This window comes from Streptomyces sp. NPDC005866, assembly GCF_040629895.1.
Lineage (GTDB): Bacteria > Actinomycetota > Actinomycetes > Streptomycetales > Streptomycetaceae > Streptomyces.
Window position 1 is genome coordinate 21,311 of the sequence record NZ_JBEXWP010000027.1, and the last position, 25,637, is coordinate 46,947.

22 protein-coding genes and 6 pseudogenes are annotated in these 25,637 nt (G+C 69.6%); 18 read left to right on the top strand and 10 right to left on the bottom strand.

The window, feature by feature from the left end:
• Positions 1-11 precede the first annotated feature (11 nt).
• Positions 12-773 carry a 2,3-bisphosphoglycerate-dependent phosphoglycerate mutase gene (locus ABZ396_RS32110; RefSeq protein ID WP_358918476.1) on the bottom strand — a complete coding sequence of 254 codons (762 nt, stop codon included), beginning with the start codon at positions 771-773 and terminating at the stop codon, positions 12-14.
• A 154-nt stretch (positions 774-927) separates the two neighbouring features.
• On the opposite strand from ABZ396_RS32110, the gene ABZ396_RS32115 reads away from it, so the two are divergent.
• The 5 genes from ABZ396_RS32115 (at position 928) to ABZ396_RS32135 (ending at position 4,898) form a co-directional block, all read left to right on the top strand.
• Positions 928-1,242 carry a 2Fe-2S iron-sulfur cluster-binding protein gene (locus ABZ396_RS32115; protein ID WP_358918511.1) on the top strand — a complete coding sequence of 105 codons (315 nt, stop codon included), beginning with the start codon at positions 928-930 and terminating at the stop codon, positions 1,240-1,242.
• Positions 1,243-1,318: 76 nt separating this feature from the next.
• The gene (locus ABZ396_RS32120) at positions 1,319-2,605 is read left to right on the top strand and encodes an aromatic ring-hydroxylating dioxygenase subunit alpha (protein WP_358918474.1); all 1,287 of its coding nucleotides are present in this window, start codon (positions 1,319-1,321) and stop codon (positions 2,603-2,605) included.
• A 1-nt stretch (position 2,606) separates the two neighbouring features.
• Positions 2,607-3,098, top strand: coding sequence for a 3-methyl-2-oxobutanoate hydroxymethyltransferase (locus ABZ396_RS32125; protein WP_358918472.1), 492 nt, complete (start codon positions 2,607-2,609; stop codon positions 3,096-3,098).
• Between the two features lie 52 nt (positions 3,099-3,150).
• Positions 3,151-3,984, top strand: coding sequence for a 3-methyl-2-oxobutanoate hydroxymethyltransferase (locus ABZ396_RS32130; protein ID WP_358918471.1), 834 nt, complete (start codon positions 3,151-3,153; stop codon positions 3,982-3,984).
• Between the two features lie 53 nt (positions 3,985-4,037).
• The gene (locus tag ABZ396_RS32135; protein WP_358918469.1) at positions 4,038-4,898 is read left to right on the top strand and encodes an alpha/beta hydrolase; all 861 of its coding nucleotides are present in this window, start codon (positions 4,038-4,040) and stop codon (positions 4,896-4,898) included.
• Positions 4,899-4,942: 44 nt separating this feature from the next.
• Here the strand turns inward: ABZ396_RS32135 and ABZ396_RS32140 are convergent, their stop codons facing one another.
• On the bottom strand, positions 4,943-5,395 hold the full coding sequence (locus ABZ396_RS32140; protein WP_358918467.1) for an RpiB/LacA/LacB family sugar-phosphate isomerase: 453 nt from the start codon (positions 5,393-5,395) through the stop codon (positions 4,943-4,945).
• 34 nt (positions 5,396-5,429) lie between these two features.
• Positions 5,430-6,377 carry an ABC transporter substrate-binding protein gene (locus tag ABZ396_RS32145; protein WP_358918465.1) on the bottom strand — a complete coding sequence of 316 codons (948 nt, stop codon included), beginning with the start codon at positions 6,375-6,377 and terminating at the stop codon, positions 5,430-5,432.
• An 82-nt stretch (positions 6,378-6,459) separates the two neighbouring features.
• Here ABZ396_RS32145 and ABZ396_RS32150 point away from each other — a divergent pair, with 82 nt between their 5' ends.
• From ABZ396_RS32150 to ABZ396_RS32165, 4 genes are read left to right on the top strand one after another with little or no spacing between them, the layout of a single operon-like run.
• The gene (locus tag ABZ396_RS32150) at positions 6,460-7,575 is read left to right on the top strand and encodes a zinc-binding dehydrogenase (protein ID WP_358918464.1); all 1,116 of its coding nucleotides are present in this window, start codon (positions 6,460-6,462) and stop codon (positions 7,573-7,575) included.
• Positions 7,572-8,267, top strand: a complete 696-nt coding sequence (locus ABZ396_RS32155; protein ID WP_358918463.1) for a 4-carboxy-4-hydroxy-2-oxoadipate aldolase/oxaloacetate decarboxylase — start codon at positions 7,572-7,574, stop codon at positions 8,265-8,267. The genes ABZ396_RS32150 and ABZ396_RS32155 overlap by 4 nt, the downstream gene beginning before the upstream one ends.
• Positions 8,257-9,279, top strand: a complete 1,023-nt coding sequence (locus tag ABZ396_RS32160) for an amidohydrolase family protein (RefSeq protein WP_358918462.1) — start codon at positions 8,257-8,259, stop codon at positions 9,277-9,279. The genes ABZ396_RS32155 and ABZ396_RS32160 overlap by 11 nt, the downstream gene beginning before the upstream one ends.
• A gap of 8 nt (positions 9,280-9,287) precedes the next feature.
• Positions 9,288-10,280 (top strand): ABC transporter substrate-binding protein, encoded by a 993-nt coding sequence (locus ABZ396_RS32165; protein WP_358918460.1) that lies wholly within the window; start codon positions 9,288-9,290, stop codon positions 10,278-10,280.
• A gap of 90 nt (positions 10,281-10,370) precedes the next feature.
• On the opposite strand, the gene ABZ396_RS32170 is transcribed toward ABZ396_RS32165, so the two are convergent.
• Positions 10,371-11,639 carry an FAD-dependent oxidoreductase gene (locus ABZ396_RS32170; RefSeq protein ID WP_358918459.1) on the bottom strand — a complete coding sequence of 423 codons (1,269 nt, stop codon included), beginning with the start codon at positions 11,637-11,639 and terminating at the stop codon, positions 10,371-10,373.
• A 330-nt stretch (positions 11,640-11,969) separates the two neighbouring features.
• Between ABZ396_RS32170 and ABZ396_RS32175 the strand changes: the two genes are divergently transcribed.
• The 3 genes and pseudogenes from ABZ396_RS32175 to ABZ396_RS32185 form a co-directional block, all read left to right on the top strand.
• Positions 11,970-13,136: a S1 family peptidase gene (locus tag ABZ396_RS32175; RefSeq protein ID WP_358918457.1), complete on the top strand. Its 1,167-nt coding sequence runs from the start codon at positions 11,970-11,972 to the stop codon at positions 13,134-13,136.
• Between the two features lie 382 nt (positions 13,137-13,518).
• A pseudogene (locus ABZ396_RS32180) lies at positions 13,519-13,719 on the top strand (IS5/IS1182 family transposase); the annotation flags it as partial.
• A 1,060-nt stretch (positions 13,720-14,779) separates the two neighbouring features.
• A pseudogene (locus ABZ396_RS32185) lies at positions 14,780-15,526 on the top strand (putative Ig domain-containing protein); the annotation flags it as partial.
• 81 nt (positions 15,527-15,607) lie between these two features.
• On the opposite strand, the gene ABZ396_RS32190 reads toward ABZ396_RS32185, so the two are convergent.
• Positions 15,608-16,813: a cytochrome P450 gene (locus ABZ396_RS32190; protein WP_358918455.1), complete on the bottom strand. Its 1,206-nt coding sequence runs from the start codon at positions 16,811-16,813 to the stop codon at positions 15,608-15,610.
• Positions 16,814-17,020: 207 nt separating this feature from the next.
• Between ABZ396_RS32190 and ABZ396_RS32195 the strand changes: the two genes are divergently transcribed.
• From ABZ396_RS32195 to ABZ396_RS32205, 3 genes and pseudogenes are all read left to right on the top strand, one after another.
• Complete coding sequence (locus tag ABZ396_RS32195) at positions 17,021-17,233, top strand: hypothetical protein (RefSeq protein ID WP_358918454.1); 213 nt, start codon at positions 17,021-17,023, stop codon at positions 17,231-17,233.
• Between the two features lie 56 nt (positions 17,234-17,289).
• Positions 17,290-17,853 (top strand): dihydrofolate reductase family protein, encoded by a 564-nt coding sequence (locus ABZ396_RS32200; RefSeq protein ID WP_358918452.1) that lies wholly within the window; start codon positions 17,290-17,292, stop codon positions 17,851-17,853.
• Positions 17,813-18,013, top strand: a pseudogene (locus ABZ396_RS32205) (EthD family reductase); the annotation flags it as partial. The gene ABZ396_RS32200 and the pseudogene ABZ396_RS32205, both read left to right, overlap by 41 nt.
• Before the next feature lie 188 nt (positions 18,014-18,201).
• On the opposite strand, the gene ABZ396_RS32210 reads toward ABZ396_RS32205, so the two are convergent.
• A complete protein-coding gene (locus tag ABZ396_RS32210; RefSeq protein WP_358918450.1) occupies positions 18,202-18,552 on the bottom strand; it encodes a DUF5335 family protein in 351 nt (116 codons plus the stop codon).
• A gap of 364 nt (positions 18,553-18,916) precedes the next feature.
• On the opposite strand from ABZ396_RS32210, the gene ABZ396_RS32215 reads away from it, so the two are divergent.
• A complete protein-coding gene (locus tag ABZ396_RS32215) occupies positions 18,917-19,990 on the top strand; it encodes a glycerophosphodiester phosphodiesterase family protein (protein ID WP_358918448.1) in 1,074 nt (357 codons plus the stop codon).
• Between the two features lie 198 nt (positions 19,991-20,188).
• On the opposite strand, the gene ABZ396_RS32220 is transcribed toward ABZ396_RS32215, so the two are convergent.
• Entirely contained in the window at positions 20,189-20,683 is a 495-nt protein-coding gene (locus ABZ396_RS32220) for a hypothetical protein (RefSeq protein WP_358918446.1), read from the bottom strand.
• A 196-nt stretch (positions 20,684-20,879) separates the two neighbouring features.
• On the opposite strand from ABZ396_RS32220, the gene ABZ396_RS32225 reads away from it, so the two are divergent.
• On the top strand, positions 20,880-22,109 hold the full coding sequence (locus tag ABZ396_RS32225; protein WP_358918444.1) for a cytochrome P450: 1,230 nt from the start codon (positions 20,880-20,882) through the stop codon (positions 22,107-22,109).
• Between the two features lie 65 nt (positions 22,110-22,174).
• Here the strand turns inward: ABZ396_RS32225 and ABZ396_RS32230 are convergent.
• Together ABZ396_RS32230 and ABZ396_RS32235 are read right to left on the bottom strand one after the other, a co-directional pair.
• Positions 22,175-22,336: pseudogene (locus ABZ396_RS32230) on the bottom strand (cytochrome P450); the annotation flags it as partial.
• Between the two features lie 2 nt (positions 22,337-22,338).
• Positions 22,339-22,425: pseudogene (locus tag ABZ396_RS32235) on the bottom strand (roadblock/LC7 domain-containing protein); the annotation flags it as partial.
• Here ABZ396_RS32235 and ABZ396_RS32240 point away from each other — a divergent pair.
• Positions 22,420-22,545, top strand: a pseudogene (locus ABZ396_RS32240) (SAM-dependent methyltransferase); the annotation flags it as partial. The pseudogenes ABZ396_RS32235 and ABZ396_RS32240 sit on opposite strands and share 6 nt — an antisense overlap.
• Positions 22,546-22,677: 132 nt before the next feature.
• On the opposite strand, the gene ABZ396_RS32245 reads toward ABZ396_RS32240, so the two are convergent.
• On the bottom strand, positions 22,678-25,146 hold the full coding sequence (locus tag ABZ396_RS32245; RefSeq protein ID WP_358918443.1) for a PQQ-dependent sugar dehydrogenase: 2,469 nt from the start codon (positions 25,144-25,146) through the stop codon (positions 22,678-22,680).
• Positions 25,147-25,637 lie beyond the last annotated feature (491 nt).

The following is a 25,637-nucleotide window of genomic DNA, read 5'->3' on the forward strand; positions in this document are numbered from 1 at the left end:
GGGTGGGGGCGTCAACGACTTGGCCGCGATGACCGGCGGCCCTCGTCCGCCACCTCGGCCGCGGCCGCGGAGGCTCGCGGATCCAGGTACCTGCCGCCTCGCGCGCGTGGCACCAGGTTCTGGTCGAGGTCGTAGCGCAGGGGCATGGCGGTCGGGATGTTCAGGGCGAGCAGCTCCTCGTGGCTCAGCCGGTCCAGGTGCACGACCAGGGCCCGCAGGGAGTTGCTGTGCGCCACGACCAGCAGGGTCCGGCCGGCCCGCAGGTCGGGCACGATCGCGTCGTGCCAGCAGGGCAGCAGCCGGGCGGTGACATCGGCGAGCGACTCGGCGCGCGGCAGGAGGGCGCGGGGCAGTGCCGCGTAGCGGGGGTCCTCCCACGCGTCTCCCGCGCCGCCGTCCGCGAGGGGCGGCGGTGTCGCGTCGTACGAGCGACGCCAGAGCCGGTAGCGTTCCTCGCCGAACTCCCGCAGGATCTCGCTCTTCTCCCTGCCCTGCAGGGCCCCGTAGTGCCGTTCGTTGAGCCGCCAGTGCCGGGTGACCGGCGCCGCGGAGCGGCCCGCGGCCCGGGCGGCGAGGGTCGCGGTGCGCACAGCCCGCGTCAGGGCCGAGGTGTGCACCGCGTCAGGCGCGAGGCCGTTGTCACGCAGTAACTCACCACTGCGCCGAGCCTGTTCTTCACCGAACGGCGTCAGGTCGACGTCGGCCCAGCCGGTGAAGAGATTCCTGGCGTTCCATTCGCTCTCGCCGTGGCGAAGCAGAATCAGCGTTGGCATACCGCCGATTGTGATCTGTCGTCCCGAGTCTTGTTCGGCCTTTGCTCATTCTGGTCTAATGGACAGACCATACAACGGAGCGCGGCCCTGTGGCGTGCGATCCGTTCGCAGTAGCTTTCGCCGATCGTGAGAGGAAACAGGGACCTTGCCCAAGGTGATCTTCGTCGGCAGTGACGGTCCCGAGTACACCGTCGACGCGGCGGTCGGGGACTCGGTCATGGCGGCCGCGGTGAGGAACGGCGTTCCCGGGATCGTCGCCGAGTGCGGCGGCAACCAGTCCTGCGCCACCTGCCATGTCTGGGTGCGCGAGCAGTTCACGCCGCTCGTGGGCGGGCCCGGCGACATGGAGGACGACCTGCTCGACCTGGCCGTGACCGAACGGCGTGCCACCAGCCGTCTGTCGTGCCAGATCCGCATCACCGGTGAACTCGAGGGGCTCACCGTCGACCTTCCGCCGCAGCAGCCCTGACCGGGCTCCGGGTCGCACCGTCCAGCACCGATGTCCACGACCCGCCGGCGGGTCAGTACCTGAAGGGGAAACGACCGTGCTCAGAAAAGACATCAACGAGCTGCTCACCCAGACCGGTCCGGGGACGCCGATGGGCGAGCTGTTCCGGCAGTACTGGATCCCCGCGCTCCTCGCCGAGGAACTCCCGGAGAACGACTGCCCGCCCGTGCGTGTCAAGCTCCTGTCCGAGCGCATGGTCGCCTTCCGTGACAGCGACGGGCGCTACGGCCTCGTCGACGAGTTCTGCGCGCACCGAGGTGCCTCGCTGTGGTTCGGCCGCAACGAGGGCTCCGGGCTGCGATGCCCCTACCACGGCTGGAAGTACGACGTCACCGGCCAGTGCGTGGAGGTCCCCTCGGAGGCCGGCAACAGCAGCTTCTGCCAGAACGTGCAGCTCACGTCGTACCCCCTGGTGAAGATAGGCGACGTCCTGTGGACCCACATGGGTGACGCCGCCACCCGGCCGCCGCAGCCGGAATTCGAATGGGTACACGTCCCGCCGGAGCAGACCTACACCTCCAAGCGCTGGCAGCAGTGCAACTGGCTGCAGGCCTTCGAGGGCGGCATCGACTCCAGCCACGTCAGCTTCCTGCACTCCGGCGGACTGAAGAGCGACCCGCTGTTCAAGGGCGCCAAGGGTAACGAGTACAACCTCAACGACACCAAGCCGTTCTTCGAGGTGGCCGACAGCGACGGCGGCCTGTTCGTCGGCGCGCGGCGCAATGCCGAGGAGGGCAGCTTCTACTGGCGGATCACGCCGTGGGTGATGCCGGCGTTCACGATGGTCCCCCCGCGCGGCGACCACCCGGTGCACGGCCACTTCTGGGTGCCGATCGACGACGAGAACTGCTGGACGTACTCCTTCGACTACCACCCCGTGCGGGCCCTCACCGACGCGGAGCGGCAGGCGATGACCGACGGCCACGGCGTCCACAGCAAGAACATCCCGGGGACCTACCGGCCCGTGGCCAACATGGACAACGACTACCTGATGGACCGTGCGGCGCAGAAGCGCGGCGAGACCTACTCCGGCGTGGCCGGCATCGCCATGCAGGACGCCTCACTGCAGGAGAGCATGGGCCCCGTCGTCGACCGCAGCAAGGAGCGCCTGGTCCCCGCCGACAGCGGCATCGTCAAGGCCCGGCAGAAGCTTCGGAAGGCCGCGATCGCGCTGCGCGACGAGGGTGTGACGCCGCCCGGTGTGGACCCGGAGCACCAGCGGGTGCGGTCCGCGGCGGTGGTGCTGCCGCAGGCCGAGTCGTTCCTGGACTCCTGCCGCGACGCGGTGAAGGTGAACCCCGGTGTCCCGCAGGCCTCGGTGTGACATGACGAGGGCGACCCCGTACCTGAGCGAGAGTGCCCGAGCGGCCTCGGCGAGCGAGTCCCGGTTCCGGATCGACGCACCGATCGCCCCGGCCCGCGCCGCACGTGTCGTCGCGCTGGACGAGCGGGCCGAGTCGGTCGCGCGCCGCCTGGCCGGCCGGCCGTGGGCACACGCTCGCTTCTACACCGTCGGCGGAGTGTGGCCCGGCGGCGGTCTGCTGTACGAACTCGGCGGCGTGGCCGCCCCGTTCGACGACGTCCTCACCGGTACCGACGTGGTCGTCGTCCTCGCAACCGAGGACGCCGGCCGAAGCGTCGCGGCCGAGATCGGCCGGCTCTGCGGGCGGCGGGGCATCACCACGGCCGGCGTGGTCATGGGGGACGGCTACGAGGCCGACGAAGCAGTCGCGGCCCTGCGGCCCTACGCCCGTGTGCTGCTGCTGTCCGCCGACGAGAGCGACGCCCTGGAACTGCTCACGGCACTGAGGGTTTAGGCCGTGCCCGACACGGCCTGGCACGGCACTACAGGGTTGAGGAGGAACGTACATGTCCGAGAAGGTCACCCTGCGCGACCTGCGGCGGATGAAGGACGAGGGACGCAAGATCGTCGGCGTCGTCGCCTGGGACTACCAGATGGCGCGCATCGTGGACCGGGCCGGGGTCGACCTCGTCTCCGTCGGCGACACGGTGGGCGTGAACCTGTGGGGGCAGGCCAACCCGTTCGAAGTGACGATGGACCAGATGGTCACCGTTGCCCGGGCGGTACGCCGGGGAGTACAACGGGCCCTGGTCAGCGTCGACTTCCCGTTCGGCCCGTTGCAGGAGGGCGCCGACAGCGCGGTGCGCGCGGCCGTCCGGTTCGTCAAGGAAGCCGGGGTCGACATGGTCAAGCTGGACGCGGCCGGTGACTTCCCCGAGGCCGTCACGGCGATCACCCGCGCCGGCATCCCGGTGTTCGCCCAGTTCGGGATCACCCCGCAGACCGCGCTGCGTTACGGCGTCGAGTACAGCGCCGTTCCGTCGGCCGCCGACCAGGTGCCGGTGGAGATGAAGGACGCCATGGTTGCGGAGGCGAAGCGGCTCGAGGAGGCCGGCGCCGCCCTGCTGAACTTCACCAATTCCGGGCCGGTGGTCGGCGCAGCCGTGGCCGCCGCCGTCACCGTCCCGGTGGTCGGCGGATTCGGTGGCGGCCCGTGGCTCGACGGGCGGATGCGCATGGCGCACGCGGCCATCGGCTACGCCGCCTCGGCCATCGACGATCCGCCGGACACCTACGCCAACGTCGCCCGGATCACGCTCGACGCGATCACGTCCTACGCGGCGGACGTGCGAGCGGCACGCCAGGTCGCCGGCGGTGTCCCCGTCCCCCCGGCGACCTGACCACCGGAGCTTCGACGCCGCGCAGACGCAGCAGAAAGAAAGGACCACGATCCATGCCCACCGCCGTCATCGACGGAATCCCCACCCGATACGAGGTCACGGGTTCGGGGCCGCCCCTGCTGATGTTCTCGCCCGGCGGCTTCGACTCCAGCCTGGAGGGCTGGCACACGGTGGGTCTCTACCGGCGCCTGCGGCTGCTCGACCGCCTCACCGAGAAGTACACCTGCGTCACCTTCGACCGGCGTGAGTCCGGCCGGTCGGGGGGACGCCTGGAGCGGATCTCCTGGGCCGACTACGTCCGGCAGGGGGTGGGGCTGCTCGACCATCTCGGTGTCGAGCGGGCACATCTGATGGGCGGCTGCGTGGGCTGCTCCACCGCGGCGGCCCTCGCGGTGGCTCGTCCGGAGCGTGTGCTGAGCATGGTGCTGTATTCGCCGGCCGGTGGCGTGAAGTACCGGATGAAGCAGCACGACAGGTTCCGGCATCACCTGGTCTACGCCGACGAGCACGGACTGGCCCAGGTGGTCAGCCTGGCGCGCGGCTCGGAGGCGGGCTTCACCAAGGACCCCCGCGTCGGCCCCTGGGCACAAGTGATCCGCACCGACGCGGAGTTCGCCGACGCCTACGCGCGAACCGACCCCGACCGCTACCGGGCGGCGGTGACCGGGACGGCACGGCTGCTGTTCGACCGGGACACGGTTCCCGGACCCGAGCCGGAGGATCTGCTGCGCCTCGACGTACCGGCGCTCGTCGTTCCCGGACAGGACACCTCGCACGCCCCCTCGGCTGCCCGGTACCTGCAGGAGTGCCTGCCCACCACGGAGTACTGGGACGTGCCGGTGGCCGAGCAGACGGAGGAGACGGCACCGGCCCGGATCCTGGACTTCCTGGCACGGGCGGGGAAGCAGCCGTAGAGCAGGAGGCCCGGCCGTGAGGGAAAACCCGGCCGGGCTCGCTCTCACGGCCGCGCCGGTCCGTGCTCCAGCGCGGCGATCTGGTCCAGACGCCGAGCGTGCACGCCGCCGTTGAAGGGGGTCTCGAGCCACGTCCCGACGATGCCCTCGGCCGCGTCGGGCGCGAGGACCTTCGCCGCGAGGACGAGGACATTGGAGTCGTTGTTGCCGCGGGAGATCCGCGTGCTCCACAGGTCGTGGCAGAGCCCGGCCCGGATCCCGCGGATCTTGTTGCAGGCGATGGTCTCCCCGAGCCCGCTCCCGCCGAGGACGATGCCGCGATCGGCGGCGCCGTCGACGACCTGCCGGCAGACGTCCGCGCACAACGGTGGGTAGTCGACGGTCTCACCGGTGTGGCTGCCGCGGTCGTCGACGGTGTGTCCGTGCGCCGTCAGCCAGGCCGCCAGCCGGGCCTTGAGGGCGAAGCCGTTGTGGTCGGCGGCTATGGCGATGCGCATGCGTGTCCCTTCGGCAGGCGGGCCAGGGCGTGGGTCAGCCGGTCAGCGCGCGAGTGCTCACGGCGAACAACGACTCGATGGGCAGCGGCCGTTCGAGGATCCGCTGGTCCACGGCGTGACGCATGAGCTCCTCAAGCACGGCCCGGTTCGGCTCGATCCCGTACGGCAGCGGATCCGCTCGGGTGATCTCCATGACCCGCCGGTGCATGAGGTCTGTGGCGGTGGGGGAGTCGATCGCGCCCGCACGCAGCCGGTCCACGTACAGCCGCTTGGACCGGGCGAAGGCGTTGAACACCTGTCCTGCCAACTCCGGTCGCTCGGCGAGGAGTTCGTCGCGGACCACGATCAGATGGTTGATCGGGTACAGCCCCCGCTCGCGCAGGGCGGTGAAGCCCGCCTCCTCCGGGTCGGGGATCAGCGGGGCGAGGGCCGGTGACTCGGGCCTGGGGCCGATCACCGCGGCCAGTTCGCCGTCGAGCAGCATCTTCTCCAGCGAGCGTCCCGGCTCCATGGGTATGACGTTCGCCGGCGGCCGGTACGCGGCCACGTGCTCGTCGCCCGACAGGACCCAGGTCACCTTGTCGAGGTCGACGCCGTACTCCTCGCGCAGGACGGCACGGGCCCAGACCCCGGTGGTCACCGTGTAGCCCCGGCTCACGCCGACCCTGCGGCCCTCAAGGTCCCTGACGGAGCGCACATCTGACGACGGGTCATGGAAGATCGCGCCGTGGTGGAAGCCGCGCACCAGGAAGACGGGCACGGCCGTGAACCGCGCGCCGTGCGCCTTCGCCACCAGGTACGTGGTCAGCGCCATCTCACTGACGTCGTACGCCGTCTCTCGCACCATGCGCCGGAACGCCTGGACGAGTACGGGCACTTCCTCGAACTCGAACCGGAAGCCGTAGGGCGTCACTGCCCCCGTCTTCAGCGCCTCGTTGTTGCCCTGGGTGCGGGTCACTGTCCTGAGCCGGGGTACATCCATGGCCTGAAGGTAGCATGGTTAGTCCATCAGTCCATACACTGTCTGCCCGGCGGGACAGCCCCGAACGTGAGGAGACGACGTCATGGCGGAACAGGTGCTGGCGGCGGTACGAACGGCGCCCGGCCGGACCGAACTGCGGGAGTTCCCGATGCCGGACATACCCGACGACGGAGCCCTGCTGAAGGTGGAGGTCGCCGGGATCTGCGGCACCGACGTGAAGATGTACGGCAAGCCGCCCTTCACGGATCCGGTGATCATGGGGCACGAGAACGTGGGTGTCATCGCGAAGGCGGGCCGCACCTTCACCGAGCGCAAGGGCCTGGCCGAGGGCGACCGCGTCTTCGTCGAGCACTACGTCGGCTGCTACCGCTGCGAGTGGTGCCACCGGGGCGAGTACCGGCACTGCGAGGCCACCGACTGGCGCACCAACCCCGACGCCCGCCGATACGGCTACACCTCGGCGAACCACCCCTACCACCTGTGGGGCGGCTTCGCGCAGTACCTCTACCTGCCCTGGAACTCGGTGACACACCGCGTGCCCGACGGCGTCTCGGCCGAACTCGCCGGACTCGTCACGCCGTTGTCGAACGGCATCGAGTGGGCGCTGATCACCGCGGGCGTCGGCTACGCCTCGACCGTCCTCATCCAGGGCCCCGGACAGCAGGGCCTGTCCCAGGTCGTCGCCTGCAAGCAGGCGGGCGCCTCCCTCATCATCGTCACCGGCACCACGCGCGACACAGCGCGCCTTTCCCTGGCACGGGAGCTGGGCGCCGACCACGTGATCGACGTGACGCGTCAGGACGCGCGGGCCGGCGTCATGGACCTCACGGGCGGGCGCGGCGTCGACGTCGTGCTGGACTGCACCGCGGGTGCCGGCACCGCGCCCGTGCTGCTGGGCATCGACGTGCTCAAGCGGCGCGAGGGCACGATGGTGGTCCAGGGTGAACTGGCCGCCTTCCCCGACTTCCCGATGAAGAAGCTGACGGAGAAGTCGATCGCCCTCAAGAGCGCCCGCGGCCACAGCTACCACTCGTGCGAACTCGCCCTGGAGCAGCTGGCGTCGGGCCGCTTCCCGCTGGAGAAGCTCAGCACCCACAGCTTCCCGCTCGCCGAGGCCGACCGCGCCATCCGGACCGTCGGTGGCGAGACCGGCGAGGACGCCGTGCACGTGTCCCTGCTGCCCTGGGCGGCGGCATGAGCATCGTCGTCCGCAACCCGCACCGGGCCGACGCCGCGACGGTGGACGCCCTCGCCGGATTCGGCGTGGCCACCGTCCACGAGGCCCAGGGGCGCACCGGGCTCCTCGATCCCGCGCTGCGGCCCGTCTGGGCGGGCGCGCACATCGCCGGCACCGCCGTGACCGTGAGCGTGCCGCCCGGCGACAACTGGATGATCCACGTCGCGGTGGAGCAGTGCCGCGACGGAGACGTCCTCGTCGTGGCTCCCACCTCCCCGTCCCAGGCCGGCTACTTCGGCGACCTGCTCGCCACCGCGGTCGCCGCACGCGGCGTGCGCGGACTGGTCATCGACGCCGGCTGCCGCGACGTAGTGGATCTGCGACGGATGGGCTTCCCCGTCTGGGCACGCCACGTCAGCGCGCTCGGCACGGTCAAGGAGACCCTCGGCGACGTCAACGTCCCCCTCGTCTGCGCCGGTCAGCGGATCGGCCCGGGCGATGTGATCGTCGCCGACGACGACGGTGTGGTGGTCGTGCCGCGGCGCGACGCGGCCACCGTACTCGCCGCCTCCCGTGCCCGGGAGGAGAAGGAGGCCGTCAGCCGCGAGCGCTACGCGAGCGGCGAACTGGGCCTCGACGTCAACGCGATGCGGGAGCGGCTCGCACGCAAGGGCCTCGTCTACGTCGACCGGGGGCCGGCCGATGATCATTGATGTCCACGGGCACTACACCACCACGCCGCCGCGGCACCAGGCATTTCGTGACGCCCAGTTGGCCCGCCTTGCGGATCCGTCGCTGCCCGCCCCGACGCCCGCCGCCATCAGCGACGAAGCAATCCGGGAGAGCGTGGAGAACAACCAGCTCAAGCTGCTGCGGGAACGCGGCGGCGACCTGATGCTCTTCTCGCCCAAGGCGTCCGGCATGGAACACCACGTAACGGACCCGGCCACCGCACGGCAGTGGGCACGGGTGTGCAACGACCTGGTCCACCGCGTCGTGGAACTGTTCCCCCGGAACTTCGCCGCCGTCTGCCAGCTGCCGCAGACCCCGGGCGGCGCGCTCGACCACGCGGTCACCGAACTGCGCCGCTGCGTCGAGACTCTCGGCTTCGTCGGCTGCAACCTCAACCCCGACCCGTCCGGCGGTTACTGGACCTCGCCGCCGCTCACCGACCCCTACTGGTTCCCGCTGTACGAGACGATGGCCGAGCTGGACGTCCCCGCGATGATCCATGTCTCGGCGTCCTGCAACCCGAACTTCCACGCCCTGGGCGCCCACTACCTCAACGCGGACACCTCGGCGTTCATGCAGTTCGTCGAGGGCGACCTGTTCGCCCGCTTCCCGGGGCTGCGGTTCGTGATCCCGCACGGCGGCGGTGCCGTGCCGTACCACTGGGGCCGCTACCGCGGGCTGGCCGTGCGGCTGGGCCGGCCAGATCCGGCCGAGCATCTGAAGCGCAACGTCTTCTTCGACACCTGCGTCTACCACCAGCCCGGCATCGACCTGCTGCACCGGGTGGTCGGCGCCGACAACATCCTGTTCGCCTCGGAGATGCTGGGCGCCGTGCGCGGCGCCGACCCGGAGACCGGCATCGACTGGGACGACACCAAGCGGTACGTCGACCGGGCCGGGCTCACCGACGAGCAGCGGCACAAGGTCTTCGAGGCCAACGCCCGGCGCGTGTACCCGCGTCTGGACGCACGGCTCACGGCACAGGGCAGGTAGAGGCACCCATGAGCAGACTGCACCTCACCTTCGCCTGCGGTGACTACGACCGCACGCGCGCCCTGGAGGAGGGGACCGTCCGCCCCGACGGCATCGACCTTACGTATCTTCGGCTGCCGGTCGAGGAGACCTTCTTCCGGATGATGCGGCACCAGGAGTTCGAGGTGGCGGAGATGTCGCTGTCCTCGTACGTCCTGTCGCTGCGCGCCGACCCCGGCCCGTTCGTGGCCCTGCCGGTCTTCACCTCCCGCATGTTCCGCCACGGCTCGCTGTACTGCCACGCAGACGCGGGCATCCACGCCCCCGAGGACCTGCGCGGCAAGCGGATCGGCACCCCCGAGTACCAGCTGACCGCCTGCGTGTGGATGCGGGGCATCCTCGCCGACCGGCACGGGGTACCCGTGGACTCGGTCAGCTACCTCACCGGCGGCCAGGAGACCCCCGGCCGCATCGAGAAGGCGGGCGTCGACCTGCCGGACTCACTGCGCGTCAGCCGCATCCCCGAGGACCGGACGCTCGCCCGCATGCTCGCCGAAGGGGAGATCGACGCCCTGTGCACACCACGCGTACCGAGCCCGTTCGCCGCCGGGGATCCGCGCGTGCGCCGGGTGTTCCCGGACGTGGTCGCCGCCGAGAAGGAGTACTACGCGGCGACCGGCATCTTCCCGATCATGCACGTGGTGGTGATCCGGCGGGACGTCTACGACCGCCACCCGTGGGTCGCCCAGTCGCTCTGCAAGGCGCTGCTGGCGGCCAAGGAGGCGGCGTACGCCAACCTGTACGACACCTCGGCGCTGCGCTTCATGCTGCCCTGGCTGACGCCCCAACTGGAGGAGGCGCGCTCCCTGTTGGGCGGGGACTACTGGTCCTACGGCGTTGACGGCAACCGAGCGGCGCTGACGACATTCCTGCGGTACCACCACGAACAGGGGCTGTCCGGACGGCTGTGGGAACCGGAGCAGCTGTTCGCGCCCGAGTCGCTGGAGGCGGCAGTGATCTGACGGCACGTCGGTGACGGCTGGAACGTCGGTGATGACAGAGGAGGCGTGCGGCCCGGCGGCCGCACGCCTCAGCTGCTCTCACACTGACCGTCAGGGGGATGCCACCACGTCCGGGCGGGGGACCAGCAAGGTCTTCAGGGGAGTGCCGGGGTCGGCCGCCACGCCCGCCGGGACGGTCGCACCCTGCGTGAGTGCCTTGCGCACCGCCATGTAGTCGGCGGGACTGTTGACGGCGTCGATCGCCAGGAGTTCGCCCTGCCGGTAGTACAGGACGGAGAATCGCTCGCTGTCCGGTTCCCCGCGTACGACACAGTCGTCGTAGCCGGCCGACAACCCGGCGATCTGCAGCTTGAGATCCCCCTGGTACGACCAGAACCAGGGCACCGTGGGCGTCCTGGCGGGTTTGCCCAGCAGCGAGGCGGCGGCGACCGTGGCCTGCGTGACGGCGTTCTGCACGGACTCCAGCCGCACCCTGCCCTGTCCTGTCATGGGGTGGGGCTGCACGGTGCAGTCGCCGGCCGCGCAGATGCGGGGATCGCTGGTGCGCGCGTATGCGTCGACCACGATGCCGCGATCGCACTCGAGGCCCAGTTGCTCGGCCAGTTCCGTGCGGGGAACGGCCCCGACCCCGACGAGCACAAGGTCGGACGGCAGCACGGTGCCGTCGGCGAGGCGCACCCCGCTGACCCGCCCCGCCACGCCGTCGAACCCCGCGACGGCGGCCGACAACAGCACCCGGGTGCCGCGCCGCTCGTGAGCCCGCCGGTAGAACTCCGAGACCACGGGTGCCACGGCGCGCGGCATCAGCCGCTCGGTCGCCTCGACCATGGTGACGTCCTTGCCGAGAGCCCGGGCGGCGGCCGCCGCCTCCAGCCCGATGAAGCCGCCGCCGACGACCACGACGTGGGAGGCGGTGCCGAGCCGGTCCCGCAGGTCGGCCGCGTCGTCGCGGTCCCGCAGGTGGCAGATGCCGGCCAAGTCCGCTCCGGGCAGGTCGAGCCGCCGGGGCCCGGCGCCGACGGTCAGGGCCAGCCGGTCGAAGGGCAGGGTACGGCCGCTCGCCGTGACCGCGGTACCGGAACCCGGCTGTCCCGACCGGGAGAGCGTGATTGCGGTGACGCGCTCGCCGCTGACCAGACCGATTCCGGCCTGGGCGTAGTAGGACGGTGAACGGAAGGCAAGGGACTCGGCGTCAGCGGCGCCCGTCAGGAACTCCTTGGACAGAGGCGGCCGCTGGTACGGCGGATGCATCTCCTCTCCCACCATGGTGATCGCTTCGTGATCCCCCAAGTGCCGCAGGGTGACCGCCAGTTGCATACCGGCTTGGCTGGCGCCGACGATGAGCGTTCCATCCGTCATTCCAAGGCCCCCTCAACTCGCCCTGTTAATGTCATACCATTATACCTATAGGAAGGTCGTGTCAGGTCGCCGACTGTGGGGCCGCCCTGCGCCCGTGGGGCCATTCCTGGCCCGCGGGGATGGCCCCACGCCCCGCGGGCGTAGGTGAAAGCGTTCGACCATGACGGGCGAGGCGTCATGACTGTTCCCTCGGGCGCTTGTTGACCCCTGCATTGGCATGGACCTGCCCATGATCAGCCGCTAGGCTCTGCCCTGCCACAGCACTGAGAGCGCTCTCACAGCTCTGCTGTTCCACCCCCACCCCAGTTGGAACGACGAAGGGCAACCCCCATGAGACGCACCAGACTCACGCATGCCGGCCTGGCCGTGCTGCTCATGCTCGGCGCGGGCGCCACCGCCGCGACCGTGCCCGCTTCCGCCGACGACTCCCCGACCCCCGCCCGAACCACCGCGGCGCCCGCCTCGGCCGGTCTCCTCTCGGCGATGCAGCGGGACCTGCATCTCTCCAAGGCCGAGGCCGAGGCACGACTGGCCGCCGAACAGCGGGCCACCACCGCGGAACCCAAGGCCCGCCGGGCGGCGGGAACCTCCTTCGGCGGTTCCTGGTTCGACGCCGCCCGCGGCAAACTCACCGTCGGCGTCACCCCGGACGCGTCCGCCGCGACCCGACAGGCGGTACGAGCCACGGGCGCGACCGTCAGTACCGTCGCGCACAGCGCGCGACGACTCGACGCCACCCGGGCACGGCTCGACAGGCTCCCCGCACCGGCGGGCGTCAGCAGCTGGCACGTCGACCCGAAGGCGAGCACGGTGGTCGTCAACGTCGCCGGCGGCGAGCTGGCTGACAACGATGTCCAGAAGTTCCTCGCCCGCGCCCGAACAGCCGGCCCCGTCGTGGTCAAGGAGACCCCCGGCGCGCCGAAGACCCTCGCCGCCGGAACAGTCGGCGGCGACCCGTACTACACCGGCAACGTCCGCTGCTCCATCGGCTTCTCCGTGTACGGCGGGTTCGTCACCGCCGGGCACTGCGCACAGCCCGGCGCCGGCGTCAGCGGCTGGGACGGCAGCTACATCGGCAACTTCCAGGGCTCCTCGTTCCCGGACAACGACTACGCCTGGGTCAACGTGGGCAGCGGCTGGTGGACGGTTCCGGTCGTGCTCGGCTGGGGCACCGTCTCCGACCAGCTGGTGCGGGGCTCGGCCGTGGCACCCGTAGGTGCCTCCATCTGCCGCTCGGGATCGACGACGCACTGGCACTGCGGCACGGTCCTCGCCCAGAACGAGACCGTCAACTACAGCCAGGGCGCGGTGCACGAGCTCACCAAGACGAACGTGTGCGCCGAACCCGGTGACTCCGGCGGCTCGTTCATCAGCGGCGACCAGGCGCAGGGGGTCACCTCCGGCGGCTGGGGCAACTGCAGCAGCGGGGGAGAGACCTGGTTCCAGCCCGTCAATGAGATCCTCGGCCGGTACGGCCTGACGCTGCACACCGCCTGACCCGTCCAGGTACGACGGCGGGCCCTGCCTGCCGGCCGGGCCCCGGCGGCGCCTTGCGGACAAGGTCCGCCCGACGCCGCCGGGCCCCGGTGTCATGTCATTTCGGCAGACCGGCAGAGTCGGCCGCCCACCGGATGTTCGGCTGCCCGGAGAGCCGGAACCCGAGGCGGCCTCCGGGACCGCCCGAGGGCGAAGGTGCGTGCCAGGTCAGGGATGATCTTTGGGTGCCGCTCGAAGGGACTGTCGGCGAAGCGGGTGAGGGGGCGCCGGGAGCGACGGAGTCGACGCGGATACCCCGCGGGCTCAACTCCTTGGCCATGTACCCGGTCAGTACGATCAGGGCGCCCTTCCTGCCCGAGCGGATCGCGAAAAGCAAGCGCGGCGTCCCCGCCGACGCCCCGACGTGCTCTACGCCGACCGCGGCTACGACCATGACACCTACCGTCGCCTCCTACGCGACCTGGGCATCCGCCCGCCCATCGCCTGCCGCGGGACCGAGCACGGCTCCGGCCTGGGCTTCCATCGCAGGGTCGTCAGGGCCGCCTTCGTACTTCTGCACTGGCTCCGCCGCCTGCGCACCCGCTGAGAAATCCGCGACGACCTCCACGAAGCCTTCCTCGCTCTCGGCGGCGGCGTCATCTGCCGGCGCCGCCTGGACCTCATCCTTCCAGGAGTCCTGGACCGTGCGCTTGGACTGGGGCAGACGTCGAGCCGTGGCACCGCGCTTCCCAGGCAGAGCGAATGGCGTCGCTGGTGGGATTGCTGGGCCGCTGCGCCGGTCCCGCCCCGGATCAGGCCGCACGCTGGCCAATTCTTGACCGTACGCGGCCAGTTGTTTACGTGATGGGTCTATGCGCGTCAACCAGCGGCTCATCACACTTCATGGCAGTCCCACCACGCACAGCACGCTCACAGGATGCCCACCGGCGGCCCCCGAGTTCCGCGGCCCTGGGCTGCCGGACCGCCCCCGCACCTCCGGGAGTATCTCCGTGCTCAAAAAGAACAGATGGTGGATTTACCTGGCGGCCGCCCTGGCGGCCACGCTCGCGACGGTACTGGCCATGACCGCCACCAGCAGTAGCGCCGGAGCGCGCTATCACTCGACTCCCGACGCCGAGGAACACGAGGATGTGGTCGCCAAGACCGCGGCCCTCACCGGAAGTTGCGGTGTGGAGCGATGGTCGGTGAAGACCGGCACCGACGCCGATGCCGGGTCGATCAACCTGCAGTCCACGACCTCGACCACGATCGCGTCCCTCGACGCACTCCCCGCCCCGTCGTCGCTCCCGGCCAACAACCGGGTGAAGCCGACGGAGACCACCGTCTACCGACTTCAGGCGACACTGACGCAGTACAAGCTCGAAGCCGACTCGGACTACCACCTGGTCCTCAGCGACGGCTCCGGGCACACGATGATCGGCGAGATCCCGGACCCGGCGTGCGTCGGCGCCGGCAGCCCGCTGTTGTCCAGCATCCAGAAGGCGCGCGGCGAGTTCAACGCCAAGTACATGGCTACCGGCAGCTTCCAGACGGCGAACGTGCCCGTCACCCTCACCGGCGTGGGCTTCTTCGACTTCAAGCACGGCCAGACCGGGGTCGCCCCCAACGCCGTCGAACTGCACAGCGTGCTGGACGTGCAGTTCGGTACCGGCACGGGCGGCAGCGTCACGGTCACCAACCCCGGCAGCCGGACCGGCACGGTCGGTACGGCGGTCTCGCTGCCCATTTCCGCGACGGACACCGCGGGCGGGACGCTGAGTTATTCGGCGACCGGCCTGCCGCCCGGTCTGTCGGAGAACTCCAACAGCGGGGTGATCTCGGGTACGCCCACGACGGCCGGCACGTACAGCGCCACGGTCACCGCGCACGACAGCACCGGCCCCTCCGGCAGCACGTCCTTCACCTGGACGGTGAATCCCACGGGTGGCGGCAACTGCACTCCCGCCCAGCTGATCGGCAACCCGGGTTTCGAGGCCGGCACCGCCGCACCGTGGACCACGGGTTCCGGCGTCATCAGCAACAACTCGACCGAGCCCGCGCACACCGGCAGTTGGGACGCCTGGCTGGACGGCTACGGCTCCACCCACACCGACACCCTGTCTCAGTCGGTGACCATCCCGGCCGGCTGCACAGCGACCCTCTCCCTCTACCTGCACATCGACACCGCCGAGACCAGCACCACCACCGCCTATGACAAGCTCACCGTCCAGGCGAACTCGACCACGCTGGCGACGTACTCCAATCTCAACGCGGCCGGCGGATACGTCCAGAAGTCCTTCAGCCTCTCCAGCTTCGCTGGTCAGAACGTCACGCTGAAGTTCACCGGCACCGAGGACTACACCAGCCAGACCTCCTTCGTCGTCGACGACACCGCAGTCAACGTCTCCTGAGCCCCCGATTGGTCGGCTCCCGGTGTTCCGTCGTGGCGTCCACCGCGACGGAACACCGGCGGGTCCGCGGGGACTCAGCCCCTACCAGGCAACGGGCAACTCGATCGGGAAGCGCCGGATCGTCTCCGTGTCCCAGCGCACTTCCTCCGGCGGTACCGCCAGCCGCAACTCCGGAAACCGCTCCAGCAGCCGCCCGACAGCCACTTCCAGCTCCGCCATGGCCAGCGGCACGGCGATGCACCGGTGTCCGCCCCAGCCGAAGGTCATGTGCGGAACAGAGGGCCGGTCCGGGTCGATGGAGTCCGGATCCGGGTACCGCTCCGGGTCGCGGTTCGCCGTCAGGTACGACACATGGACGAAGTCACCCTTTCGGATCCGCACCCCGCCCATCTCCACGTCCTCCCGTGCCACCCGGGGGATACCGACACCCTTGCGGAAGGGGATGACGCGGAGCAGTTCGTTCAGGACGTCCGTGAGGTCCTCCGGCCGACTGCTCAGGCGCTTCATCAGCTCGGGGCGGGTCAGAAGGAGGTAGCAGATGTCGCTGATCTGACAGGTGGCCGTGTCCTGCCCGCTGAGCGTCAGCGTCAGCGCCATGACGACCACTTCCTGGTCGTCGAGCACGTCCTCGCCGTCCTTCGCGGCCGCCAACGCGCTGATCAGGTCCTTCCCCGGAGAACGCCGCCGCTGCTCGACCAGCGCGCCGAAGTACTCCCGCAACTCGGCCTTGGCCGCTGCGGCGGGCTCGCGGTTGTCCGGGCCAGTGGCGAGCAGTCGCTGCAGGTTCTGCTGCGTCCGGCCCCAGTCGTCCCGGGGAATGCCGAAAAGGTCGAAAACGGTGTGCTGGGGAAGAGGGTTCGACAGATGGCCTACGAGATCCGCCGGCGGTCCCTGCTCGGCCATCTCGTCGAGCAGTTCGTCCGCAAGCCGGGTGATCCTCCCTCGCATCCCGTCCACCCGCCGCTGGGTGAACGCCTGCGACGCCAGGTGCCGCAGGCGGCTGCTGTGCGGCGGGTCCATCACATTGATCGACTCGGCGGAGATGATGGGCTCCGGCGTCAGCCGCGGGAAGTCGGATCCCACGATCCCCGCCCGGCTGAACCGCTGATCAGTGGTTACCTGCTGCACCCCCTCGAACCCGGTCACCAGCCAGGCATCGGCGTCACCGTACGGCAGCCGAATCCGGGCGATGGAATCACGGTCCATGAGCGCCGCCAGGGAGGGATCGAACTCCAAGCCCTCACTGAAGTCGAACGGACAGGTGATCGCTTCGTCGCCTGAGGTCATCGCACCGCTCTCCCTTTTTCGCTGATTTGTTATCCCATGCATATGCCACTCGGTGACACCGGGCCACCGGTGTACCGCCAGTGAGCTCTCCCGCCCGATTCCCGCGCGGCCCCGCGGACAGCCCCGTTCATCCCTCGCAGCAGGCCCTAGCCCTGGCGGATCCCGCGGAAGCTCCGTCTCGGGGGCGTCAGACTGGTGTGCGGCATCATGATCCGGTGGACTTCGAGCGCCAACGGGCAGCCCGCGCTCGCCGCGTACGCGCCGGAGCCCGGCGGCGGGCACCGTCTGCACACCCTGCAGGTCTTCACGGTCACCGACGGCCGGGTCGCGCACAACGTCGTGTTCGCCGATCCGCGCGTCTTCGACGCCTTCGAGCTGCCGCGCGAGATTCCCGCCGACCAGTTCCGCCGGGAGCGATGAGTCCGGGCTACGTGACTGGTACATACCGGTGAGCACCGAACCGAAGGAGCCTCATCGTGAGCGTCATCGTCATCGAGTTCATCACCCTGGACGGGATCGTGTCCGACCCGGACGGGTCCGCGGGCACGCCGCTGGGCGGCTGGGCATTCCGGCACGGCCCGGAGGCGGTCGCCGGGGACAAGTTCCGGCTCGGCCGCACGCTGGACGACGGGGTGCTGCTGCTCGGTCGCGCCACCTGGCAGTTGTTCTCGAGGCTGTGGCCTGGCCGCGACGACCCGTTCGCCGCACGGATGAACGCTGTGCCGAAGCTGGTCGCCTCCCGCACCCTGCCCCACACCGACACGTCGGCGTGGGCGAACTCCCAGGTCCTTGACGGCGACCTGGTCGACGCCGTCAAGCGCGAGCCGCGGGACGTGGTCGTCACCGGGAGCCTCAGCGTCGTGGACCGGCTGAGGGCCGCCGAAATGGTCGACGAGTACCGGCTGCTGACCTTCCCCACCCTCCTCGGAACCGGCCGACGGCTCTTCCCGGCCGGCAGCCGCCACGCCGAGCTGGAGTGTCTGGCTGCCGAGCAGGTCGGTGCCGCCGTCCTCACCCGCCACCGCAGGGCCGCCCGATGACCGCCCGCTTCATCGCCCTATACGAGACACCCGCCGACCCCGCGACACCGCGACATTCGACCGGCATTACCGCGACACCCACATCCCGTTCGCACGCCGCCTGCCGGGGCTGCGCCGCTACACGGTCGGCCGCGACCTGGTCGCCGTCCGCGGTGGCTTCCCGTACTGTCTGGTCGCCGAGCTGGAATCGGACACGGTGGACCAGCTGCACGCCGCGTTCGTTCGGCGTCGAGCAGGTCGGTCAGGCCACGCCGGACGACCTCGTGCCAAGCGTACGAGGCGCCATGGCGGGGCCCGACCCGTCCGGCCCGCGCACAGCTGGCCCGGTGGATCAGCACTCGGCATGGATCACGACCCGGCCTTGAAGAAGGTGATCAGTGTCGCGGTGCCGTCCGAGCCGACGATCCGGACGGCCGGTTCGGGAATGTCATGGGTCGCGACGTCGACCTCCGTGGGGTGGGCAATCATGTGCCTCAGTACCACGGGGTAGCGTGCCGACTTCCCGCCGACGGCCACGATCGCCGTGTCGTCCTTCGGGTCGTAGTCGAGGTACGCGAAGGGCAACCGCTCGGCCTCGTACTGGTGCCCGACCTCCGGGTCCAGCAGTTCGATGGTGATGTGTTCGCCCGTGTGCTCCTCGGTGATCCGGTCCAGCGCGGCCTTCCATTCGTTGCGGGGGAGCGTTCCGTTGCCAGCCATCTTCGGTCCTCCCATGGATGCGCTGTTGTTCCACATGTACGACAGTCGCCGCGTCGCCTGCCCGCGGCCTCGGCCTGGCGGGTCCAGCGGTGCGACCGCGCTTGGACCCGCCAGGCCGAGGCCCGCGTACCGCGGGTGTCAGGCGACCGGTGCCGTCACTGCCGCTGCGGGCTGCCGCTCGGTCCGGGAGGGTTTCGCGACGGCCGACGGTCAAGCCCGCGGCCGTGTGGTCGGACAACGTTGTCGGCCGATCAGCGAACGCGGTTTCTCCAGCGTTCACACCCCCATCATGTCCAGGCAGTTGAGCACGCCCGGAGCCGGACTAGCGTCTTCGCGCGCCCCAACCCATACGAGTGAGGTTTCGATGTCCGCGTCCGCAAGACATGTCCTCGCCGGCCTGGCCCTGGTGCCCGCGTTCGCGTTCCCGGCGGCCGCACACGCGACGACCGCCGACGGCCCCGGTGTGCAGAGCCAGAAGACCCACTTCGACCTGCAGGCCCACCGTGGCGGCATCGGCATGACGACGGAGGAGTCCTTGGAGGGATTCGCCAAGGCGATGCGGCTCGGGGTCTCCACCCTGGAGCTGGACACCCAGATCACCAAGGACCGGAAGGTCGTCGTCAACCACGACCGGCAGGTCAGCGCCCAGAAGTGCCAGGACACGGCGCCGGTGACGCCGGGCGACCCGATGTTCCCGTACGTCGGCAAGTACATCAAGGACCTGACGCTGGCTCAGATCAAGACGATGGACTGCGGCTACCAGCAGCTGCCGGGCTTCCCCGAGCAGGAGGTGATCAAGGGCTTCCGGATGGCCGAGCTCAAGGACGTCCTGAACCTGGTCAAGAGCTACCACGCCCATCAGGTCACCCTGAACATCGAGACGAAGGTCGAGGCGGGCGCGCCGGAACAGACCGCGCCGCGCGAGCTGTTCGTACGCCGGGTGTACGAGGAGATCCACGCCTCCGGCATCGAGGACCAGGTCACCATCCAGTCCTTCGACTGGGGCGCCCTGAAGGCGATGCACAAGCTCGCCCCCAGGTGGCCCCTGGTGGCGCTCACCAACTACGACTTCCTCCAGGTCGGCCAACCCGGCACCTCCCCGTGGCTCGGTGGGATCGACGCGGACGACTACGACGGCGACTTCGTGAAGGCGGCCGCCGCCATTCCCGGAGTCAAGGCGCTCTCCCCCAACTACGGCTTCCCGCAGAGCGGCAAGGTCGGCGACCCGGGCTTCCGCTTCTACTCCGACCGGGCGATGATCGACGAGGCCCACGCCCGTGGCCTCAAGGTCGTCCCCTGGACCTGCGACGACCCGGCCACCGTCGAGGCGCTGATGGACATGGGCATCGACGGCATCATCACCAACTACCCCAACCACCTGAGGCAGATCATGGCCGACCGCGGCATGCGCCTTCCCAAGCCGTACCAGCCGCGCTGATTTCTGCGCGATCGGTGAACAACGGCCGAGCCAGCCAGGCGCGTTGGCCGTTGTTCACCCAGCAGAGACCGCCGGCTGCGGCTCGTCGGTGGGGACGCGGTATTCCTCGCTCCGGCGAAGGGGGCCGGCACCCGTCCGCGAGCGACTGCCCACAGGGTCGCGGATAGTGGTTCCATCAGCGTTGCGATTGAAGCGACCTCACACGGCCTTGGGGTAGGCGGCCTCGAAAGGCTCGACATTCGGCGACTGAACCCTTCTCGGTAACGTCTCGTGACGGTTGTCGATCTTCGTTGCCGTGGACGACGCCATCGTGGCGAACGCGCTCCCGGCGGCGCCGGAACACCCCCGCATCGGCAGCAGGTTGGAGCCCTCCGACTTCACCGGCAGCGCATCGTCGAGCTCGGCCACCCACCGGGAAAGGTCCGTGGCGACAGCCCGCGGCGGCGCCAGAATGTCCACTTCGCTTGGCACGCGATCCTCCTCGGTACGGGAACGGGCATGCTGAGCGTGCAAGATCGCGAATGTGGCAAACAAGACCCATTCCGGTGAACACCGCATCCGCAGCCGGCAGCGGCATCCCACGCCCCCACCGCGAGATGCCCCGGCGGGCGCCGCCCGCCGGGACACGATCTGCTTGTCGTCGTGGGCGGCGGGGCTACGGGACAGCTGGACGGCGGTCTCTTCCAGCAGCATTCGCATCAGTCACCCTCGGCTTCTCCTCCGGTCTGCCGGCCTGCACAGACGGCCAGAACTTCGGCGCCGTAACGGTTGAGCTTGCGCATTCGATGGCAGTTGATGCATGGGTCAACTTCTGCCGGGAATCGTCTGTTTGAGAGGTCGAAAGATCAATAACCTGGCATCTACGGCAGGCATCTATCCAAGGAGCTCCGTGTCCGCTGCCCAGGCTCTTCCCGACATCCTTTCGCCCGAGTTCGCCGCGGATCCCTACCCCGCCTACGCGGTGATGCGGGAGGAAATGCCCCTGATCTGGCACGAGGCCACCAAGAGCTGGATAATCTCCCGCTATGAGGACGTCGAACGCGTCTTCAAGGACAAGCAGGCCGAGTTCACCACCGACAACTACGACTGGCAACTCGAGCCGGTCCACGGCAAGACGATCCTGCAGCTCAGCGGCCGTGAACATGCGGTGCGCCGGGCTCTCGTCGCCCCCGCGTTCCGCGGCAGCGACCTGCAGGAGAAGTTCCTGCCGGTCATTGAGCGCAACTCGCGCGAGCTCATCGACGCCTTCCGGCACACTGGATCCGCCGACATCGTCGGTGACTACGCAACCCGTTTTCCGGTCAACGTCATCGCGGACATGCTGGCCCTGGACAAGGCGGACCACGTCCGGTTCCACGGCTGGTACACGGCCGTCATCGCCTTCCTCGGCAACCTCTCGGGCGACAAGGAGGTGGCCGCCGCTGGCGAGCGCACCCGGGCGGAGTTCGCCGAGTACATGATTCCGATCATCCGTGAGCGGCGCGACAACCTGGGCGACGACCTGCTGTCCGCGCTGTGCGCCGCCGAGGTGGACGGCGTCCGCATGAGCGACGAGGACATCAAGGCCTTCTGCAGCCTGCTGCTGGCGGCCGGCGGAGAGACCACCGACAAGGCGATAGCCAGCATCCTGGCGAACTTGCTGGTGAACCCCGACCAGTTGGCGGCGGTCCGCTCGGACCGGAGCCTGATCCCCGCCGCCTTCGCGGAGACCCTCCGCTACACCCCGCCGGTCCACATGATCATGCGGCAGTCGGCGACCGAGGTCGAGCTCACCGGTGGCACCATCCCGGCCGGCGCCACCGTCACCTGCCTCATCGGCGCCGCCAACCGGGACGAGCAGCGCTACCGCGACCCTGACACGTTCGACCTCTTCCGCGACGACCTCACCACGACCTCGGCGTTCTCGGCCGCCGCCGACCACCTCTCCTTCGCGCTCGGCCGGCACTTCTGCGTAGGCGCCCTGCTGGCCAAGGCCGAGGTCGAGGTGGGCGTGAACCAGCTGCTCGACGCCATGCCCGACCTGCGCCTCGCCGACGGATTCGATCCGGTCGAGCGGGGCGTGTTCACCCGCGGCCCGCAGGCGCTGCCGGTGAACTTCACGCCGTCCTCCGCCGCATGATGCGGCCGCGCTGAATCGCTGCCTCCGCGGGCCCGGGAATCCTGTCCGGACCGCCGAGGGCACGGTTACTGCACCTGCGGAGTGAACTGCACCGGAAGCGAGGTCAGACCACGCATCCAGATGGACGGGCGCCACGTCAACTCCCCGGCTTCGACGGCCAGTACGAGGTCGGGGAGGTGTTCCAGGAGAGTCTCCACCGCCGTCCGTGCCATCACGTCGGCCAGGAGCGACCCACGACGCCCGGGTCAGCGCTCTGCTGCGCGATGACCGCAAGGTGCGCGCCCTCGCCCGCCTCCACGATGCACAGCAGGTCACCCTGCCGCATTACGACGACTGCTGCGCGGCGGCCGGGCTCACCTTCGTCTACCGCTTCGCTGCCTGGGACGCAGGCCCCTACGACGGTGGCGGCTGTGCCGTCAGCGTGCACCGCCGGTGAGGTTCTGCGAGGCGTGCTGATCACCCGCCCGCCGGGCGGCCGAGCGCTCCCCGGCGGCATTCCCTGGAACACGAACCGCCCCGCCGGGCCGTCGGTGACGGTCCGGCGGGGCGGGCGTGGGCTGCTGCCGTGTCAGCTCATGGTGAAGGAGTCCAGGCTGAACAGGTCGCCGCTGCCGCCCTTGAAGACGAAGTACAGCTTGTGCGTCCCGCCCGGGTCGGTCACCGGTGCGCTGACCGTCGTGTAGGCACCGGAGGTGCCGCCGACCGTCGCCGTGCCGGCCAGCGGGCCGTCGGGCGCGTCGGTGTGGACCTCGATGGTGCCACCGGCACCGCTCGACGCGGCCCGGAAGTCGATCTTGCTCACACCCTGGAGGTCGTACGGGTCGAACTCGATCCAGTCACCGTTGTTGATCGACGTGACCGCCTCGTTGCCCTGGGCGTTGGCGTCGGAGCTCGTGTGCACGCCGGACTGCGTGCGGTAGAACTCCGCCTGCCGGCCCTTGGGCTGCAGGACGATCTGCGTCGTGCCGGTGAGGGCCGGCACCCCGGCGGTCGGGGAGGAGTCGGTGTAGCTCGCGGACAGGATGGCGTAGAAGTCGTCGGCGTCGGTGTGGCCCGCCGTGGTCATGGTGAACGTACCGCTGCACCCCGTGGTCTGCGAGAGGTTGTGGGAGTGCATGTCATGGCCGAGCGAATAGCTGACCTGGACCTTGGAGCAGTCCACCGGGGTGCCGTCCGGGTCGGTCGCGTCGATCTTCCACGCGACCTGGTCACCGTCCATGAACGTCAGCCCGTTCGGCGGCTGGGAGAACGACAGGACCGGCGCGGAGTTGCCCACCGTGACCAGGACGGCGGCGACACCTGTACGGCCGTTCGGGTCGCTGACCGTGAGCTTGGCGTGGTACTGGCCGTTCGTGGTGTAGGTGAACGACGGGGCGGCACTCGTCGAGTCGGTCTTGCCGTCGTTGTCGAAGTCCCACGCGTAGGTGAGCGCGTCGTTCTCGGGGTCGTTCGAGCCGGTGCCGTCGAACTTGACCGTCAGCGGGTTCTTGCCCGACGTGGTGTCCGTCTTGATCACCGCGGTCGGCGCCTTGTTGCCCGGCGCGTACTCGATCTTGTAGAGCCCGGCGTCCAGGGAGCCGCCGAACCACGCGCTGCCGTAGTCGAGCACGTACAGCGAGCCGTCCGGGCCGAACTCGGTGTCGATCGGCTCGACCAGGTGGGCCCAGTCGCTGCCGTTGGTCAAGGTGTCGATCGACTGGATCTTTCCGCTGCTGTCCGAGGAGATCGGCTTGATCCAGTGGGCGCCGAACTCGTAGGCGAAGAACTTCCCGTCATAGCTCTGGGGGAACTTGACCTGGGACTTCAGCGTCGAGTCGTAGTTGTACACGGGGCCGCCCATCGGCGCGCCCTCCCCACCGAGTTGGGGGAAGAGTGGGTTGCCCGCGTAGTGGTTCCAGATCCAGGCCGGCTGGGCCGGTGGCAGGGCCTTCAGGCCGGTGTTCAAGGGAGCGTCGTTCACCGGGTGGGCACAGTCGAAGGGCTGCCCGGATTGCCCGGTGGCGAAGTCGTACTGGACGTACGGCGTGTTGTTGCCGATGCAGTACGGCCATCCGAAGAAGCCGGGCCGGGTGATCCGGTTGAACTCGACGGTATTCTCCGGCCCGCGTTTGGGGTTCGCGCTGCCGGCGTCCGGGCCGTAGTCGGCCAGGTAGATGACGCCGGTCTTCTTGTCGACGTTGAACCGGAAGGGGTTGCGGAAGCCCATCGCGTAGATCTCGGGACGGGTCTTCGCAGTGCCCTTCGGGAACAGGTTCCCGGCCGGGACCGTGTAGGTGCCGTCGTTGTGCACCTTTATCCGAAGCAGCTTGCCGCGCAGGTCGTTGGTGTTGGCCGTGGAGCGCTCGTTGTCGAAGACGGGGTTGCGGTCCGGGCGCCGGTCGATGGGGGCGTAGCCGTCGGAGGCGAACGGGTTGGAGTCGTCGCCGGTGCTCAGCAGCAGGTTGCCGCTGCCGTCGAAGTGCATGTCGCCCGCGACGTGGCAGCACTGGCCCCGGTCGGTGTCGACCCGCATGATCTTCTTCTCGCTCGACGGGTCCAGCTTGCCGTCGGTGAGGGTGAACCGGGACAGCTGGTTGTATCCCTTGTACGGCGCGAAGTCGGCGGCTGTGCCGTTCTCCGGGGCGTCGGTCATGGGGGTGTCGAGCCTCGGCGCGTAGTACGCGTAGACCCAGTGGTTCTTGGCGAAGTGCGGGTCGAGCGCGATGGTCTGCAACCCGTCCTCGTCATGGGTGTAGACCGACACCTTGGCCGCCACGGTGGTGATGCCGTCGAGGCTGGTGAGATAGACGGTTCCGTCCCGGGAGCTGTGCAGTGCGCTGCCGTCGGGCAGCACGGCGAGTCCCATGGGCTCGCCCACCTGGTCCGGTCCCTTGGCGAGGGTGACCTGCTGGAAGTCGGACGTGGCGACGGCGGGCGCGGCCGTTCTGTCGGACGCCTGGATCCGCGCCTGCGCGAACGACGATCCGGCCACCGCGACCCCCACGCTGAGCGCTGCGCTCAACGTGACGGTGAGTAGTCGGCTGACTGGTGTACGCACGTACTGCCTACCTCTCTTGGGGCGATGCGTTGGACATCGCGCTAGCGGTCGCGTCGCGCGGGGTGCCGGGGCCGGGTTCGGAGGCCCGGGCCGGCGTCTGCCGGTTCGCGGTGGAGGGGACAGGTGGTCCCGGTGTGCACGCCGCCGGCAACTGACGTCGGGCGTGGTCGGACTGCGGACCCAGCAGTGGTGTGGCCGCGCGAGTCCGGAGCGGGACGTGAAGAGAAGGCTCGGAGGGGTTCGCCGCCCCCTGTTGAAGCGTCATGAGCGTGGGCTCGATGGGGATGGACTGTCAAGGATGTACTGCTCGGTAGCCGCTTTTCATGACCTGAAGTGGCCACATCTTTTGCTCATCTGGTGAAAAGTACCGGCGGTTCGTGGTCAACTATCGACGGTCCCAGGCGTTCATCGTCCTGGGTTCGTCGAGGTCGACTTGTTGCGATCGGGCGGTCCGCAGGGGAGCCGCGCGGCGGCGGCCGCGCCGCCCTCGC